This window comes from Mesorhizobium sp. WSM4976 (assembly GCF_029625685.1).
Taxonomy (GTDB): Bacteria; Pseudomonadota; Alphaproteobacteria; order Rhizobiales; family Rhizobiaceae; genus Mesorhizobium.
The window spans coordinates 1-15,521 of sequence record NZ_JARTVT010000029.1 but is presented as its reverse complement, the minus strand read 5'-3'; the positions used below and the strand labels follow the sequence as shown (position 1 = coordinate 15,521).

The 15,521-nt window shown below is 61.8% G+C and carries 15 protein-coding genes; 3 read left to right on the top strand and 12 right to left on the bottom strand.

Features of this window, described 5'->3' with window-relative positions:
- Nucleotides 1–53: 53 nt before the first annotated feature.
- A complete protein-coding gene (locus tag P9272_RS28795) occupies nt 54–542 on the bottom strand; it encodes a hypothetical protein (RefSeq protein WP_278163160.1) in 489 nt (162 codons plus the stop codon).
- A gap of 384 nt (nt 543–926) precedes the next feature.
- On the opposite strand from P9272_RS28795, the gene P9272_RS28790 reads away from it, so the two are divergent.
- The 3 genes from P9272_RS28790 to P9272_RS28780 all read left to right on the top strand — a co-directional run bounded on the left by P9272_RS28790 (nt 927) and on the right by P9272_RS28780 (nt 4,374).
- Entirely contained in the window at nt 927–1,451 is a 525-nt protein-coding gene (locus P9272_RS28790; protein ID WP_278163159.1) for an EF-hand domain-containing protein, read from the top strand.
- 214 nt (nt 1,452–1,665) lie between these two features.
- Complete coding sequence (locus tag P9272_RS28785) at nt 1,666–1,965, top strand: DUF1236 domain-containing protein (protein ID WP_128255941.1); 300 nt, start codon at nt 1,666–1,668, stop codon at nt 1,963–1,965.
- Nucleotides 1,966–2,214: 249 nt separating this feature from the next.
- Nucleotides 2,215–4,374: a glycogen debranching N-terminal domain-containing protein gene (locus tag P9272_RS28780; protein ID WP_278163158.1), complete on the top strand. Its 2,160-nt coding sequence runs from the start codon at nt 2,215–2,217 to the stop codon at nt 4,372–4,374.
- 411 nt (nt 4,375–4,785) lie between these two features.
- Here P9272_RS28780 and P9272_RS28775 read toward each other — a convergent pair whose 3' ends face one another.
- From P9272_RS28775 to P9272_RS28725, 11 genes are all read right to left on the bottom strand, one after another.
- A complete protein-coding gene (locus tag P9272_RS28775) occupies nt 4,786–5,586 on the bottom strand; it encodes a 3-methyl-2-oxobutanoate hydroxymethyltransferase (RefSeq protein WP_128255943.1) in 801 nt (266 codons plus the stop codon).
- Nucleotides 5,587–5,625: 39 nt separating this feature from the next.
- Entirely contained in the window at nt 5,626–5,940 is a 315-nt protein-coding gene (locus tag P9272_RS28770) for a MocE family 2Fe-2S type ferredoxin (RefSeq protein ID WP_128255944.1), read from the bottom strand.
- Nucleotides 5,941–5,984: 44 nt separating this feature from the next.
- Nucleotides 5,985–7,070 (bottom strand): fatty acid desaturase family protein, encoded by a 1,086-nt coding sequence (locus P9272_RS28765; RefSeq protein WP_278163157.1) that lies wholly within the window; start codon nt 7,068–7,070, stop codon nt 5,985–5,987.
- 21 nt (nt 7,071–7,091) lie between these two features.
- The gene (locus tag P9272_RS28760) at nt 7,092–8,333 is read right to left on the bottom strand and encodes an aldose 1-epimerase family protein (protein ID WP_278163156.1); all 1,242 of its coding nucleotides are present in this window, start codon (nt 8,331–8,333) and stop codon (nt 7,092–7,094) included.
- Nucleotides 8,334–8,337: 4 nt separating this feature from the next.
- Nucleotides 8,338–9,111 (bottom strand): ATP-binding cassette domain-containing protein, encoded by a 774-nt coding sequence (locus P9272_RS28755; RefSeq protein ID WP_128255947.1) that lies wholly within the window; start codon nt 9,109–9,111, stop codon nt 8,338–8,340.
- Nucleotides 9,112–9,113: 2 nt separating this feature from the next.
- Nucleotides 9,114–10,121, bottom strand: a complete 1,008-nt coding sequence (locus tag P9272_RS28750; RefSeq protein ID WP_278163155.1) for an ABC transporter permease — start codon at nt 10,119–10,121, stop codon at nt 9,114–9,116.
- A gap of 62 nt (nt 10,122–10,183) precedes the next feature.
- A complete protein-coding gene (locus P9272_RS28745; protein ID WP_278163154.1) occupies nt 10,184–11,128 on the bottom strand; it encodes a substrate-binding domain-containing protein in 945 nt (314 codons plus the stop codon).
- Nucleotides 11,129–11,193: 65 nt separating this feature from the next.
- The gene (locus P9272_RS28740) at nt 11,194–12,108 is read right to left on the bottom strand and encodes a sugar phosphate isomerase/epimerase (RefSeq protein WP_278163153.1); all 915 of its coding nucleotides are present in this window, start codon (nt 12,106–12,108) and stop codon (nt 11,194–11,196) included.
- 61 nt (nt 12,109–12,169) lie between these two features.
- Nucleotides 12,170–13,258 (bottom strand): Gfo/Idh/MocA family oxidoreductase, encoded by a 1,089-nt coding sequence (locus P9272_RS28735; protein WP_278163152.1) that lies wholly within the window; start codon nt 13,256–13,258, stop codon nt 12,170–12,172.
- A 35-nt stretch (nt 13,259–13,293) separates the two neighbouring features.
- Complete coding sequence (locus P9272_RS28730) at nt 13,294–14,364, bottom strand: ABC transporter ATP-binding protein (protein ID WP_278163151.1); 1,071 nt, start codon at nt 14,362–14,364, stop codon at nt 13,294–13,296.
- Nucleotides 14,365–14,367: 3 nt separating this feature from the next.
- Nucleotides 14,368–15,453 (bottom strand): ABC transporter ATP-binding protein, encoded by a 1,086-nt coding sequence (locus tag P9272_RS28725; RefSeq protein WP_278163150.1) that lies wholly within the window; start codon nt 15,451–15,453, stop codon nt 14,368–14,370.
- Nucleotides 15,454–15,521: the final 68 nt, after the last annotated feature.

Sequence of the window (15,521 nt, the reverse complement as noted above, 5' to 3'; positions counted from 1 at the left end):
GGACATGGCCGACCATGTCCGGCTGTGAGTTCCCTGTGCAGAGGCAGGTCGGCTCAGGAACGGACGTTCGTGAGCCGCCGAAGCAGGGCGTAATCGTCAAGGTCCTTGTATGGTGTGAGGTCCAGGTCGGCAGGGACCTTCTTCAATGCTTCCTCGTCAATTGCCTTTTCGTGACGCTTCATGAAACGTTGATAGTCTATCCACCTTATCCCGCTCGTTCTAACGGAATCCCGTTCGATGCGTGAGGCAATCTGGTGCGCGTGAAGGTAATGCAGTCGTAACTCATCCAAGAGCGCTTTCTCGACTATCTCATGAACCACTAAGAAAGGCTCGATCCGAACATCTTTGTTCCTCACCTTTAGTGTGCGGGGTAGATGTCGGTCGATGTAGACCGTCTTGGCGTCGACGCTGTAACCAGCGATGTAGGGGATGTCGAACTCGTGAGAGATGGTGACTCTGCGGTTGAGGGCAGCCATAACATCAGACAACACGCGGGCATCAACACCTTCTGACTTATGATGAATTTCACTGTCAGCGAGCAATCGTTTCTCCATAGGTGAATGGGCGTCGAGATGCCGAAGCGGCTGCCACAAAAATCAGGCGAGCGACAAAATGTTCCACGAGGCTCCAGGCGCCAGCGGCGCGCTGGCTCCGCTCGGTTTCCGCCGTGTGTTCCGCAGCAGTAGGCGGTGCATCACTCCTGGACGGTACATTCGCTACACACATATCGTCCGGGCCTCTCTGCATTGTGGTCTTTCCCAAGTTGTTGGCGCGAGGCTTTGAATGGTCAACCCTGCCGGATCGGTCGTCCGGCTTGAGTAACGTTATCGCGACCCGGGTCTGGCCAGGGGAACAATCGGATCGAGCACCGGTTCGGATCCGGCTCAAAGGCCTGAGCCAAACACACTGACCAAGGGAGTGATGCAATGCGATACGTACGACGAACGACGGCCGCTGCGGCCGCCTTGATGATCGCCGCCTTTCCCGCGCTCGCGCAGACAACCGGAACGCCGGCGCCCAGCCCGACGACCGAACCCTCCCCGGCGGGGCCGTTGCCGGACGCCAACGGACCAGCAAGCGGTCCATCGCGTGAAATGATCCGCCAGATGATAGAGCAAGCCGTGCAAGAGAGGATGCAACAGGAGCGCGGTTCCGACGAAGTTGGCCGCCACGACAGTCAGGGCGATCGCTGGCAGAAGCACGGTGACCGCAGCTCTGACCAGGGTCGAAGAATGGCGGGCCACCCAGGCGCACGGATGATGCGTGGTGCCGGGATGCGACTGATGTTCGCTCTCCTGGATACCGATGGAGACGGAGCGCTGTCCGAAAACGAGGTGCAAGACACGGTCGGCAGAATCTTCAATACCATCGACCAGAACGGCGATGGGAAGATAGACCTGGACGAAATCCAGGCATTCTTGCACGGTTCGAGCACCGACGAGATGCCATGATGGCGATTGAGCGCAATCGTGTGAAGCTAAAAGGGTGGCGAGCGCACTAGGGCTTAAGTCGCACTCCGACAACGAATTGGTCGCACACCGAAGTTTCGGCGAAACATCGATCCCCCGTGACCATTGGATACATGGAACGCTGAAGACAGTCCCCATCTGCGTTCCGCCGGCCATGTGCCAGCATATGGGCGGGACACATACCGAGGAGTGAAGAATGAAATCGCTAATCGCCAATACCGTGGCTGGCCTGCTGCTCTTGTCAGGCGTCAGCGTGGCAATCGCGGATACCGTGGTCCTGGCACCGGAGCAGGAAACCACCATACGCGAATATGTGAAGAAGGAGCCTCTTGCTTCGATCAAGTTGCCTGGCGTCGAACTTAAGGTGGGTTCGACCGTGCCTGAGAAGGTCGAACTGCACAAAATCCCAAATGTGAAGTACGAGTATACGGTGATCGACAACCGCACCGTGGTCGTCGATCCAGAAACGCATACAGTCGTCAAGGTGCTCGACTGACGGCAATTTCCAGTGGGAGAGCCGAAGCGCTCCCCACTGGAAGATCTCAGCAAGACTCCTGGCCCGAGTTCAATTTGGCTATCTTCGCTGAATCGGCTTAAATCGCATCGATCGTCCTAGCCAGCGCGCTGTCAGGCGACTCGCTCGAGCATGTCTCTTCATTCAGTGTGCCAGGAACGCCGCTTGCCTACTCGTTGCTTGAGCGCCAGATAGGTAAGGATGTTGTTGGATATCTGAGCCACATACCCCATGGCCCTGGAAATTGCGATCGGCCCGCCGCGCTTGGCGATCAATCAGGGCCTCAACTTTTTGGTGACGCAGCAAGATGGCCAAATCACTTGGCCCACGCATCAAGGCCTCTACGCTTCGGACACCCGTCTCGTATCCAGTTGGCAGATATACGCCAATGGGGAGCCCTGGGATCTTCTCAACTCGGGCAACATTGCTCACTTCGCTGCCAAAATCTATCTCGTGAACCGTGCTTTCGGCACCGAGGCCGGTCCGGTGAGGTCTGGCGATTTAGGGCTTCTGATCGGACGCGCGTTGGATCAGGGAGGGCTGCATGAAGACCTGGATCTGGTCAACCACGGTCGCGACACCATCCAGTTCAATCTGGAGGTCGGAATTCGCAGCGATTTTGCCGATCTGTTTGAGGTAAAAGCCGACGACATCGTCCGTCGGGGTCGCATCATCACCGATTGGGACCAGAGAAGCTCACGTCTCAGGACCACCTACGCCAATCAGGATTTTCGCCGGGCTATCACAATCACGGTCCGTCGGACGCTGACCCGGCCTGTCTACGCCAATGGGCGGATCAGCTTCGATATCAAGCTTGAGCCTGGCGCCACCTGGCACACGTGCCTGCTCTATGACTTTGGCCAGGATCATACGACCCGGCGGGCCCCACGCGCCTGTGTCGACAGATGCCTAAGCTCGAAAGCGGCCAAACGAGTAGCGGGGTGGCGCCGCACCGGGTGCAAATTGAGCACCTCGAACGAGCAATTCCGCCAGCTCTACAATCAGGCGATCGAAGACATGGCAGCGCTTCGTCTTCCTATCGAAGGCACGGACGAAATGGAGTACGTTCCAGCCGCGGGATTGCCCTGGTTTGTAGGGCTGTTTGGCCGTGACAGCTTGATCGTCTCCCTTCAGAACGCCTTGATCTATCCCGACTTCGCCCGAGGTGCCTTAGATGTCCTCGGTCGGTTTCAGGCTACCTCGCGGGACGACTTTCGGGATGCCGAGCCTGGAAAGATCATGCACGAGCTCCGCACCGGCGAGCTTGCTCATTTTCATCTCGTTCCGCATACGCCTTATTACGGCACTGCCGACGCAACGCCTCTGTATCTGATCGTCCTCCACAACGCCTGGCGGTGCACAGGCGACGGCCGATTAATAGATCGGCACATCGAAACCGCTGAGAGATGCCTGGACTGGATCGACCGCCACGGCGATCGCGACGGCGATGGTTTCCAGGAATATGAAACCCGTTCGAGGCTCGGCTACGAGAACCAAAGTTGGAAAGATGCGTCTGACGCAATCGTGTACCCTGATGGCTCAGTGGTGAGGGGACCGAAGGCGCTTTGCGAGTTGCAAGGCTATGTCTATGACGCTTGGCAGCGCATGGCAGAGATCTATGACGCCAGAGGCAACAAACCTCGCGCCGAGCAGCTTAGGGGCAAGGCCAGGACGCTGTTCGACCGATTCAATGACGTATTTTGGGATGAAGCTTCCGGGTTCTATGCTTTTGCCCTGGACGGAAACAAGAGGCCCGTTCTGAGCATAGCCTCCAATCCCGGTCATTGTCTCTGGTCGGGCATTGTTCCGCAGGAACGCGCGGCAAAGGTAGTCCAACGGTTAATGAAGCCGGATATGTGGAGCGGCTGGGGCATCCGGACCTTGTCGGCCGATCACCCCGCCTACAATCCGAACTCCTATCAGAACGGCTCTGTCTGGCCCCATGATAATGGCCTGATCGCGTTAGGCTTTAGACGCTACGGCTTCTTTGAGGAGGCTGCTCGCCTGGCCGGCGACGTCAGCGGCGCGGCAAGCTATTTCATGCAGCATAGAATGCCCGAACTCTACGCCGGGTCCTCCCGAACGCCCACCACCTTTCCCGTGCAATACAAGAGGGCCAATGTGCCTCAAGCTTGGGCAGCCGGGTCCTGCTTTGCTTTGCTGCAAGCCATTATCGGCTTCCAGCCCGACGCTCCGAATGGAAAACTCTACCTTGATCCCGAACTCCCGGATTGGATGCCGGAACTGATGTTGAAGGACATGCGCGTCGGCAGGAAGCGGATGGACATCCAGTTCTGGCGCGAGAAGGAGAGGACTTTTTGGAAAGTCGTCGCCGGCGACCCCACGACAGTGGCGGCGCGAACTTGCGCGACCGGCCCTCGGTTGGCATGACAATTCAAGAAGGGATCGAAAGCCCGCAATTTCAGGGCGCAAAAATACCCGGCGACGTGAAGATGCAATTGCTCGAAGCGCTCCGTCCACCTCGAGGTTCCGCGCGCCCCCGACCCTCCCCTTCGGTCCGCGGGCACTACGGGACAGATCTCTGCCCCATGTCATTGGAAGCTCTCCTGGCCCGAACAAGAGGCTCAGGCAAAATGCCTACGCCAAGCCTGTCCGGCCCAAGCCGTTATAGGGCATCGCGAACGCAGTCGGGACTGGGTATCGAAAAGTGTGCCGCATAAAACATGACCGCCGTGAACTCCCAGCCGGTACTGCGGGCTACTGATGTCGACAACAGCTATCGCCTCAAGGCCAAAACAGAACGGATGCCGCCTCGCCCGTTGAACAATTGGCCTTGAGCTTTCACGCCTTCTCCACCTTCTTCATGAAGAGGGTGAGCTCGTCCGGGTCCATATGCACGATATGCCTGTCTTCCGGATAGGCGCCGCTGTTGACGTCGGCGACATATTCCGAGAATGCCGCGATGCGCTCTTGCTGCAGCCGGTCATATTCGGCGGCGAAGTTGCGGTAGACTTTCGAATGGCGCGGCATGTGACCGCGATTGGTGCCGAGAATATCCTCGGCGAACAGATACTGCGCGTCGCAGCCCGTGCCTGCGCCCATCGACAGCATGATCAGCGGGGTCCGCTCGGAGATCGCCTTCGCCACTTCCACCGGCACGACCTCGATCTCGGCGCCGATCGCGCCGGCGGCTTCCAGTTGCTTGACCGCTTCGAACACTTGCATGGCGGTATCCGCGGTCTTGCCGACCGCCTTGAAACCGCCGGTCCAGGTCGCGCGGGAGGGAATGAGACCGACGTGGCCAATCACAGGTATGGCGTCGTCGGCCATCCGCTTGATCGTAGCGTAGCCGGCGCTGCAATAGACCGCGTCGGCGCTGGCCTTGTAGAGGCGGAACGACCACCGCACGAAATCGTCAGCCGTGCCGATCTCGAAGAAATTCTCGCCCGGCATGGTGAAGAGGCTGGGCGCCGCGTCGCGGTACTGCGGATTGAGCACCAGTTCCGGCGGCACCGAGACGATGTCCACCCCTGCCCGCTCGGCGGCCTCCGCCTCTTCCAGCGTCAGCACGCGCAGCATGGTCAATTGCCGCTTGCCCTTCATGGCGCGCAGATCGGCGACGGTCGGTCTCTTTCGGCTCATCGGACTTCGGTTCCCTCTATGTGTTGCGGCGAGTTGCTGTCAGCCGATATCGATCATCACCTTACCGGCCTCGACCCGGATCGGATAGGTTTTGAGGTTGACGCAGACCGGCGCGCCCTTGGCCTGGCCGGTCTTGTAGTTGAAGCGGCCGTTGTGCTTGGGGCATTCGATGATGTCGTCCATCACCAGCCCGTCGGCGAGATGCGCCCTTTCATGCGTGCAGAAACCATCGGTGGCAAAGAAGGTGTTCTCCGGCGACCGGTAGATCGCGAAGCTGCGGCCGCCATGGTCGAAGCGGATGACGTCCTCCTCGTCAACGTCGTCGACCGCGCACGCTTCAACCCATTGAGCCATCATCTTTCTCCGGCTGTCTTTCTTCGGATTTGCAGCGAGGCTGCCTATTCGGCCGCCGCGGCCGTTATGTCGAGATCATGGAACTCGCCGCGATACGGCTTGGCCGTCGGCGGCAATTCGCGCTTGAGATAATAGTCCTCGTATTTCAGCTGTCTGAGCAGAACCGGCCAGACCTCGCGATAGGCGTGCCACATCGATGGGTTGGCCACCGGCAGATCGTGCTTGATCAGCTCATGCAGCTTCGGCAGCGCGTGATAGGGTACCATCGGAAACATGTGGTGCTCCACATGATAGTTCATGTTCCAGTAGATGAAGCGGCTGACCGGGTTCATATAGACGGTGCGCGTGTTCAGCCGATGGTCCGTGACGTTGTCGGCCAGCCCGATATGTTGCAAAAGCCCGGTCAGCACCATGTGCCAGGTGCCGTAGAGGCGCGGCAGGCCGATCAGCACCAGCGGTATCCATGATCCAAGCGCGATCGCGACAGCGATCGTCGCGGCATAGACGGCCATGTGCCAGCGCGCCGCGGTCACCGCCTTGTGCTGCTCCATCTGCGGGATGTAGCTCCTCTCGTCGTCCGACAATGTGCCGAACGCCTGGCGCACCAGCGTCGGCAGCGAATAGCGGAAGTCGAGGATGCCGGTGAAGGCCAAAGCCGCCTTGAGCAGATCCGGCGGCCGCATCACCGCGATCTCGGCATCGCGGCCGACGATGATGGTGTCGGTGTGATGGCGCGCATGGCTCCAGCGCCACTGCACCGGATTGCGCATCAGCATGAAGGAGGCGATGTGATAGACGACGTCGTTCATCCAACGCGTGCGGAAGGCCGTGCCATGGCCGCATTCGTGCCAGCGCGAGTCGCTCGACGAGCCGTAAAGCACGCCATAGACGAACAGGAACGGCACCACCCACCATGTGCCCCAATACCAGACGATGCCCGCCGCCGAGCCGAGGATCGCGACAATCCAGACGAGTGTATCGCGGATCGCTGGTCCATCCGAGCGCTGCATCAATTCCTTCATGGTCTTGCGCGCCACATCGGTGTGGTACCACTCGGCCGAGGCCAGTCCGGTCTCGATCGCCATGCGCGTGCTTTCGCCGACAAGGCTGTAATCGCGCTTCTTTGCCATCGTCACATTGGCCTCCAATTTTCACTGAGCGCTGGCAATCCGGTCCGCCGGCCGGAGAGCTTGCTGTGGATGTCTGTCCCGCTCATGCCATGCCGCCAGTCTTGGGAAATTGCCGGAGGGTTGGGGGTAATCCTGCTCCGGCTGACGGGCGATGGCCGCGATCCTTTGTTCCGCATTAGCGATCGCCTCATTGCCGTCGAGAACGCGGAACACCGCGTCATAGGCGCGGGTCTCTCCATGCTCCAGCCAGATCATCTCGCCGCGCTCCCGCGCGGCAAGATTGCCGAGCACATGGTGGGTCGAGGGCTCGATGCCAAGCGTATACTGCCCGGCCTGGAAATTCTGCCACTCATAGCAACAAGGCAGTTGGTCCTTGCGGGTGACAACTTCGAAGCCGAGTCCAAGACGGTCATTGACGACAGCGACCGGCACCTCGCCCTTGACGTCGGCGCCAAGCTCATGCTGCCAGACCTGCTCGCTGAAGCCCAATTGCGGTGCTGGCACGGTGCGGTAGCCGACCTTCTGCGCCTCATAACGCTCGCCGGCATGCGAGACCCAGACCACGTCGCGAATCGGCGCCAGGTAGCGCGCGCCGTCGTCGAGCAGCGGATGCCCGACATTGACGTGGTAGAAATACATATGCGGCGTTCGATGGAAGCCATGGTTGACGACGCGATCCGAGAGCCGGATCTCGCTGCCGCCGACATTGGCCTCGATGCGGCGGATGAGATGCAGATCCTCGCCGAAAACGCTGGCCTGTTGGACGATGCCTTCCGCCCACAAAATGCAGCGGTCGCCGTCCCAGCTTTCGCCATAGCCGGTCAGTCGGGCGGGGATGGTGCCGACGCGCCCGTGCAGCGAATGCGTCACCGTCTTGCGTCCCGGATAATTGTAGTTCTCGGCCGGCACCTCGTTGCGGCCGAGAATGTGGTCGAGGCCGCAGGTGACCAGCAGCCCGGAAAAGGACCGGCCCCATGCAAAGCCGTCCTCGCCTTCATAGTCGTGCAGGCCAGGGTTGCGAAAACCGGTCGGCGAGTGCCAGCCGATCGCCTGGCCCTTGTACTCGCAATCGGCGATGTCGAGCGCCCGGTCGACCAGCGCCGTGAAACGCAGGCCCGAGCCTGTGCGGAATTCGAGCATGCGGATGCCGCGCTCGACGCCGTCGCCGAGCGTCATCAGCCGCACGCCGGCGAATTGCGACAGCATGCCGGAGCGTTCGGCGACCTGCCGGCGCGAAAGCGTCTGTCCGTAGAGCTTCACCATGCCGTCACTGGGCCCTTTTCATCAGGGCCGACAGGTCGGCCCCGGTTATCAGGCTTTCCACGCTCAGGAGGTCGGTATCGGCGACGGTCTGCTCGGCGACGATCTCGCCGCGGCGCATGACGATGATGCGGTCGGCGACCTCGAAGACGTGGTGGATATTGTGGGTGATCAAGAGCACCGAATGCCCCGCCGCCCGCATCTCCTTGACGAAGCGCAGCACGCCATGCGTCTCCTCTACGCCGAGATTGTTGGTCGGCTCGTCGAGGATGATCACCTTGGCGGCGAACTGCATGGCGCGCGAGATCGCAATCGACTGGCGCTCGCCGCCGGACAGCGTCGAGACCAACGCATCGGCGTCAAGCTTCTTGGAGATGCCGACACGCTTCAGAAGCGCCGAGGCAGCATCGCGCAATTTGGCGAGGTCGAGCGGCGCGAACACGCCGAGCCATTTGAGGTTGACCGGCTCGCGGCCGAGGAACAGGTTGCGTGCGATGCTGAGGTCGGGCGCAAGCGAGGTGTCCTGGTGAATGGTCTCGATGCCGAGGTCCATGGCCTCGCGCGTGGTGCGGATCGAAACCTTCTCGCCGCGCACATAGATGTCGCCGCGGTCGATCGGGAAGACGCCCGAGATCGCCTTGATCAGCGTCGATTTGCCGGCGCCGTTGTCGCCAAGCAGCGCCACCACCTCGCCCTCCCTGAGCGTCAGCGACGCATTCTTCAGCGCGCGCACGCTGCCAAAGGATTTTTGCAGATTCTGCAGCCGGAGCACTTCCTGCATCGTTACCAGCTCCTTGCGGCGCTTTTCTGCAGCAGAGCGTGCAGGATGAGCATGGCGAGGATGATGACCCCGACGAAGATGTTGTAGGCGAGCCCGGGCACGCCGACGAGCACGATGCCGTTGCGGATCGCGCGCAGCATCAGCGCACCGACGATGGTGCCGAGGATCGTGCCGCGCCCGCCGGTCAGCGCCGTGCCGCCGACCACGACCATGGCGATCACCTCCAGCTCATAGCCGGTGCCCGCTACCGGCGAGGCCGCCGAGATGCGGAAGGCGCTGATCATGCCGGCAAGCCCGGCGAGCACGGAGGTCGCGATGAACAGACAGATCTTGACCGCATCGGCCGGCACGCCGCGCGCCACCGCCGCGTTGCGGTTGGAGCCGATGGCGCTGATCCAGTTGCCGAGCTTCGCGTAGCGCAGGATGTAAACCGCAAGCAGCGACAGCCCGATGAACCACCAGAGCGAAGTGTAGAAGCGGAACGCGCCGATGTTGAAGCTGCCGGCAAGCAGCGTGACGAAAAAGCCCGGCTGGTCCCAGGACTTCAGCGGAAAGCCCTGCGTGATGTAAAGCGCGGCACCGCGCACGATGAGCAGCATCGACAGCGTCACCAGGAAGGACGAGATGCCGATCTTGGTGACGATCACGCCGTTGATCGCGCCGATCGCGATGCAGAGCAACAGCCCGGCGAGCAGCGCCACGCCGATATCGATGCCGGCGTTCTGCACCAGGAGCATGACCACCACCGGGGCCAGCCCGAACACCGCGCCGACCGACAGGTCGAATTCGCCGGCGGTCAGAAGCAGCGTCATGCCGAGCGCGATGATGCCGAGCTCCGGCAGGAACGCCATCATGTTGGAGATGTTGAGCGGCGACAGGAAATTGCCGTCGGCGAGCGCGAACACCACAAGAAGCACGACGAGGATGACGAAGGAGGAGAATTGCGGCGAGCGCATCAGGCTCGACCTGCCTTTCGCGCGCCCAGCGCCATGTTCCGCTGTAACTGCCATGACTTGCTGAACCATGCTTTTTTGCATGGCGCCCGCCACTCACTCGGCGGGCGCCACTTCTCTCACTTCTTCTCGTAGAGCTTCAGGATCGGCTCAACGCTGGAGGCGTCGTAGAGGCCGAAGGTGTGGACGTCGTAGCCGATCGGCTCGCCTGAAGCCGCGAGTCCGAGCAGCGCGACCGGCATGAAGCCTTGCGCCGAAGGATACTGCCAGGCGGCGGCGTTGACGAAGCCCTCCTTGACCGCCTGCGCCGTCTCCTTCGAATTGCCCCAGCCGACAACCGGGATCTTGCCGGCCGGAATGCCAGCGCCGTCGAATACGCGCTTGACGCTGGCTGCCACGGAATCGCCCAGCGCGATGATCGCCGGCGGATTGTTGGCAACCATATAGTCGGTCATTTTGGCGATGATGCCGGCCGGATCGGTGCCGCAATCGACCACGTCATATTTGATGCCGAGCGGATCGAAGACACTGGCGATGCCTTCCGTCTCGAGTTGCTGGTAGCTGGCGCCGGGCACCTCGACCGGCAGGAACACCTTGTCGCCCGGCTTCAGCATCTTGTGGTCGACGAGATACTTCGCCCAGATCGCGCCGGCTTCCTTGAGGTCTGCGCCGACATAGGCCTGGCGTCCGGTCGCCGGGTCGTCTGTGTTGAAGAACACGATCGGAATGCCGGCCGCCTTCGCCGCCTTCACTTCCTCTGTCCACAGCCCGGGCTGCGCTGAGGTGGTGGCGATGCCGTCCGGCTTGGCGGCGAGCGCGGAGTTAAAGGCCTCCTTCTGCGCCGCCATGTCGCCGCCGCTGAAGGAGATCTTGCAGGTCACCTGGAGCTGGTCGCAAGCCCTGGTCGCGCCGGCGTTCCAGTCTATCCAGAACGCGTCGGACGGGCCGCCATGCGACAGGAGGTAGAATGTCTTCTGACCGCCCGCGGCCTGCGCCGCCGAGCCGAAGCCGACCCCGACGAATACGGCCGCCGCGGCAGCCAGCTTCAATCCAAACTTGAACATCTCGTTTCCTCCACTCTATGTTGTGCAAGTGGGCGCCGTCGCGAACCGGTGGCGCCCACGCCATCTCAGAGGCCGTTCTCGCGGAACTTCCCGTCGAGGAACTTCTTGGCGCGCGGCACGTCATCTTCCGACAGATGCTCGATGATGACCGGGATGTTCGGGTGCTTCTCGGCGAGCCGCTTGAGGTAGAGATCGTAGTTCAGCGAGCCGAGGCCGGGTGCCGGCAGTTCGATCTCGCCGACACCGCGGAAGGTGTGGCTTTCCATCGCGTCGGCGTCGCCGATATCGGCATGCTTTTCGGACTTGTCGTCGCCTGAGCGCTTCACATCCTTGGCGTGGGCGATCTTTATCTTGTCGGTGAGCGTGTCGAAGACCTGGTTCAGGATCTGGTCCATCCGGTCGATATTGTGGGTCTCGAAATAATTGGTCGGATCCATCAGCAGGCCGAGGCCAGGATGGTCGACTTGCGCGAACATCTTCACTGTCTCCTCGACCGAGCCGACGACGTTGTTGACATAGGTTTCGAGCAGGAAGACCGCGCCGTGATCGTAGGCTGTCTGGGCAAGGTCGGCGATCACCTTGCGGCACTCCTCGAAACCTTCCTCGGTCTTGTTCTTTGGATGATGCACCCAGTCGGATTCGGTGTTGTAGGTGCCGGTCTCCGAGATCACGTAAGGCGAGCCGAAATGGCGGGCGTTGCGGATGATCTCCTTGAGATAGCCGACCCGCTTCTCGCGCTCCGCCTTGTCCGGATGGATGATATTGGTGTAGCCCGAGACGCAGCAGATCGGCAGGTTATGATCGCGGAAGGTATCCCGCACCCTCTTCGCCTTGTCCTTGGTGATCTGGCCGGCCGACAGATCGATATCCTTGAAGTGCAGATCGAGCTGCACCGTGTTGAAACCAAGCCCGCGGATCTTCTTCGCCGTCTCTTCGAGGCCGTACGGGAAATAGCCCGTGAAAATACCTGCCTGCATCATGATCTTGAATTCCTCCCTTTAAGCGATTCAGTTGATTGGGTTGATTCAGTTGCCAGCGTGTTCAGGTGATCGGGATCTCGGAGAGCCTGACCGTGCGGCCCGATGCCATCGAGCGATAGCCCGCCTCGACCAGCGCCATAGTCTTGACGTTGTCGGCGACTGACAGCGCCGGCGGCGTGCCGGTCTTCACGGCGTGCTGCAGCTGCTCCATGACGCCGATGAAGGCATGCGGGAACCACATCGTCTCCCAGCTCGGGCTCACCCATTCGCCGCCCGTCGTCTCGGTCGAAGCGTAGGTCAGCGTCGAGGCGGCACCAGTCGGCCAGCCGATCGTGCCCTTGGCGACGCCCTTGGTGCCGTCGACGCGCCAGTTGATGTGCTGGTCGTCCTTGTAGCCCTCCTGGCGCGGGCCGGACCAAACGTCCTCGAGCGACACTGCGAGCACGCCCGATGGGAACCGCAGCGTCGACACGGTGATGCCGTCGGAATGCTCGAACTTGGTGCGCGGGTCCTTGCGCGTCAGCGTGGTGATCTCGTCGGGATCGCCGAACAGGAATCGCAGCACGTCGAGGTGGTGCACGCTCATATTTGCGAGCGTCAGTCGGTCATAGCCTTGCAGGAAGGTCTGCCAGTGCGGGATAGCGTGCATGTCGATCTGTGCGAAGACGATGTCGCCGAGCGCGCCGCTGTCGATGATCTGCTTGAGCACACGAATCGACTGGTCGTAGCGCATGTTCTGGTTGACGGAGAGTATCTTGCCGGCCTTCGCCGCCTCGTCGCGCAACTTGACTGCTTCTTCCACCGACAGCGCGAGCGGCTTCTGCGCCAAAATCGCCTTGATATGCTTCTGCTTGAGCGCGTGGCGGATCAGCGCCGGCTGCTTGTCCGGCGGAAAGGCAAGATCGATGATCTCCACGCTGGGATCCTCGATCAGCTGCTCCGGCGTGTCATGCACCGTCGGGATGGCCCAGCGGGCAGCGACCCTCTCAGCATTCGCCTTGGTGCGCGAGGCGATCGCCACCACCGGAAAACCGGCCTCCTTGTAGGCTGCCAGATGGCACTCGGCCATGATCATGCCGGCGCCGACGCAGCCGATCCGGTATTCCCTGGTGCGAATCTTGACGTCCGGTTCGAAGTTTCTTTCCGCCATGTCTTCCTCCCGAAATTCTGTCCTTGCCGCCGCCGTCACAGCGCGCCTCCGTCCTGACCGAAATAATGCACGCGACCCGGCTCGCAGGATATCGCCACCATGGCGTCGGGCCTGATGTCAGGCTGGCCGCGCAGCAGTGCCCTGAGCCGCGCCTGCCCGGCAGCGAGTGTCACCACGGTGTAGCCGCCGAGCGGCTCGACCTCGAACACCCGTGCCGGGCTGCCCGGCCGCCCTCCCGCCGTCTCTTGATCCGTCCAAGGCCGGACCTTGATGTCTTCCGGCCTGACCCCGATCTCGATCGCCTCGGCAGGCGCCTTGGCATCGGCAATGCGGATTGCACCTTCGGCCGCCTCGATGCCACCCGCGCCGCGCACCGAAGGCAGGATGTTCATCATCGGTGAACCGAGCATGCGCGCCACGTAGGCGCTTGCCGGACGGTCGTAGATCTCGGCCGGCGCGCCGATCTGCCTGATGCGGCCGTTCTCCAGGATCGCCATGCGGTCGGCGACCGACATCGCTTCTTCCTGGTCATGCGTGACATAGATCAGCGTCTTGCCGAGCTCGCGCTGGATTCGTTTCAGCTCGACGCGCGTCTCCTCGCGCAGCCTGGCATCGAGCGCCGAGATCGGATCGTCCATCAAATAGGCCACCGGGTCGCGCACCAAAGCGCGCGCGATCGCCACGCGCTGGCGCTCGCCGCCGGACAGCTGCGCCGGCGGCTTGTGAAGGATGTGGCCGATGTGCAGCCTTTGCGAGACGTCAGCCAATCGCTTCTCGATCTCGGCTTCCGCGATCTTCCGCTCGACCAGGGGGAAGCGGATGTTATGGCGCGCACTCATATGCGGGAACAGCGCCAGGTTCTGGAACACCATGGCGACGTTGCGCTCGGCCGGCGAGACGCTGTTGACTGGCCTGCCGGCGATCAGGACCTCGCCCTGATCGGGCACTTCCAGCCCGAGCACCAGGCGCAGGATCGTCGACTTGCCGGACAACGGCGGACCGAAGAAGCAGAAGAACTCGTTGTCGTTGACGGTGAAGGAGGCGTCGTTGACGGCAAGCGTGTTGCCGTAGCGCTTGGTCACATTGCGGAAAACGATATCGGCCATGGCTCAGCCCGCCCTCACTGCAAGCCCGGTGGTGGCGTCGAAGACGCGCACCGACGAGGCAGGCGGCGCCACAATTGCCGTCTGCCCGACCGACAGCCCGACATGGTTCTCGAACACCGCCTTCACAGCGCTCTCGCCTTCGCCGAGATGGACGATGGTGCGTGCCCCGATCCGCTCGACGAAGCTCACCGGCATCGAGAGGCCGCGTTCGGTAAGCGCTATCTGCTCGGGCCGGAAACCGTAAAACACCTCGGCTCGCGCTGCTCTCACGGAGAACGCCAGTTCGTCCGGCAAGGGCGGCGTGATGCCAAGCGGTCCCAAATCGATGACCAGCCCCCGATCGCTTTCCGCAGGCTTTCCCCTGAGCAGGTTCATGCCCGGCGCGCCGATGAAGCGCGCGACGAAGACATTCGCCGGATTGTTGTAGACCTCGAGCGGCGTGCCGACCTGCTGCAGCACGCCATGATCCATCACCGCGATGCGATCGGCCATGGTCATGGCTTCGAGCTGGTCATGCGTGACATAGACCATGGTCTGTCTGAACTGGCGCTGCAGCTGCTTGAGTTCGGTGCGCATCACCGCGCGGAACGCTGCGTCGACATTTGATAACGGCTCGTCGAGCAGGAAGATCGCAGGCTCCATGATCGCCGAGCGGCCGATCGCCACGCGTTGCAGGATGTTGACCGACAGCCTGTCGGCCTTGCGGTCGAGCAGCGGGGAAAGCTGCAGCATCTCGGCGATGGCGTCGACACGCCGGTCGATCTCGGCCTTGGCGGCGCCGCGCATCCTGGGACCGTAGGCAAGATTTTGGCGCACGGTCATATGCGTGAAGATGGCATAGTTCTGGAAGACGAAACCTACCCCGCGCCGCCCCATCGGCACGCCCGCCATGTCGCGCTCGCCGAACAGGATTTTTCCGCTCGTCGGCTCCTCCATGCCGGCAATCATGTTCATCGTCGTCGACTTGCCGCAGCCGGAAGGCCCGAGCAGCGCCATGAACTCGCCGTCGGCGATTTCGAGGTCCATCGCCTTCAGCGCCCTGAAGTCGCCGAAGCTCTTGGTGAGGTTCTTGAGGTGGATGTCGCTCATCAGGCAACCTCACGATTGCGTTGAATCAGTTTAAGAGCTGATTGGGCGTTGGTCCCGCGCCACCGTGA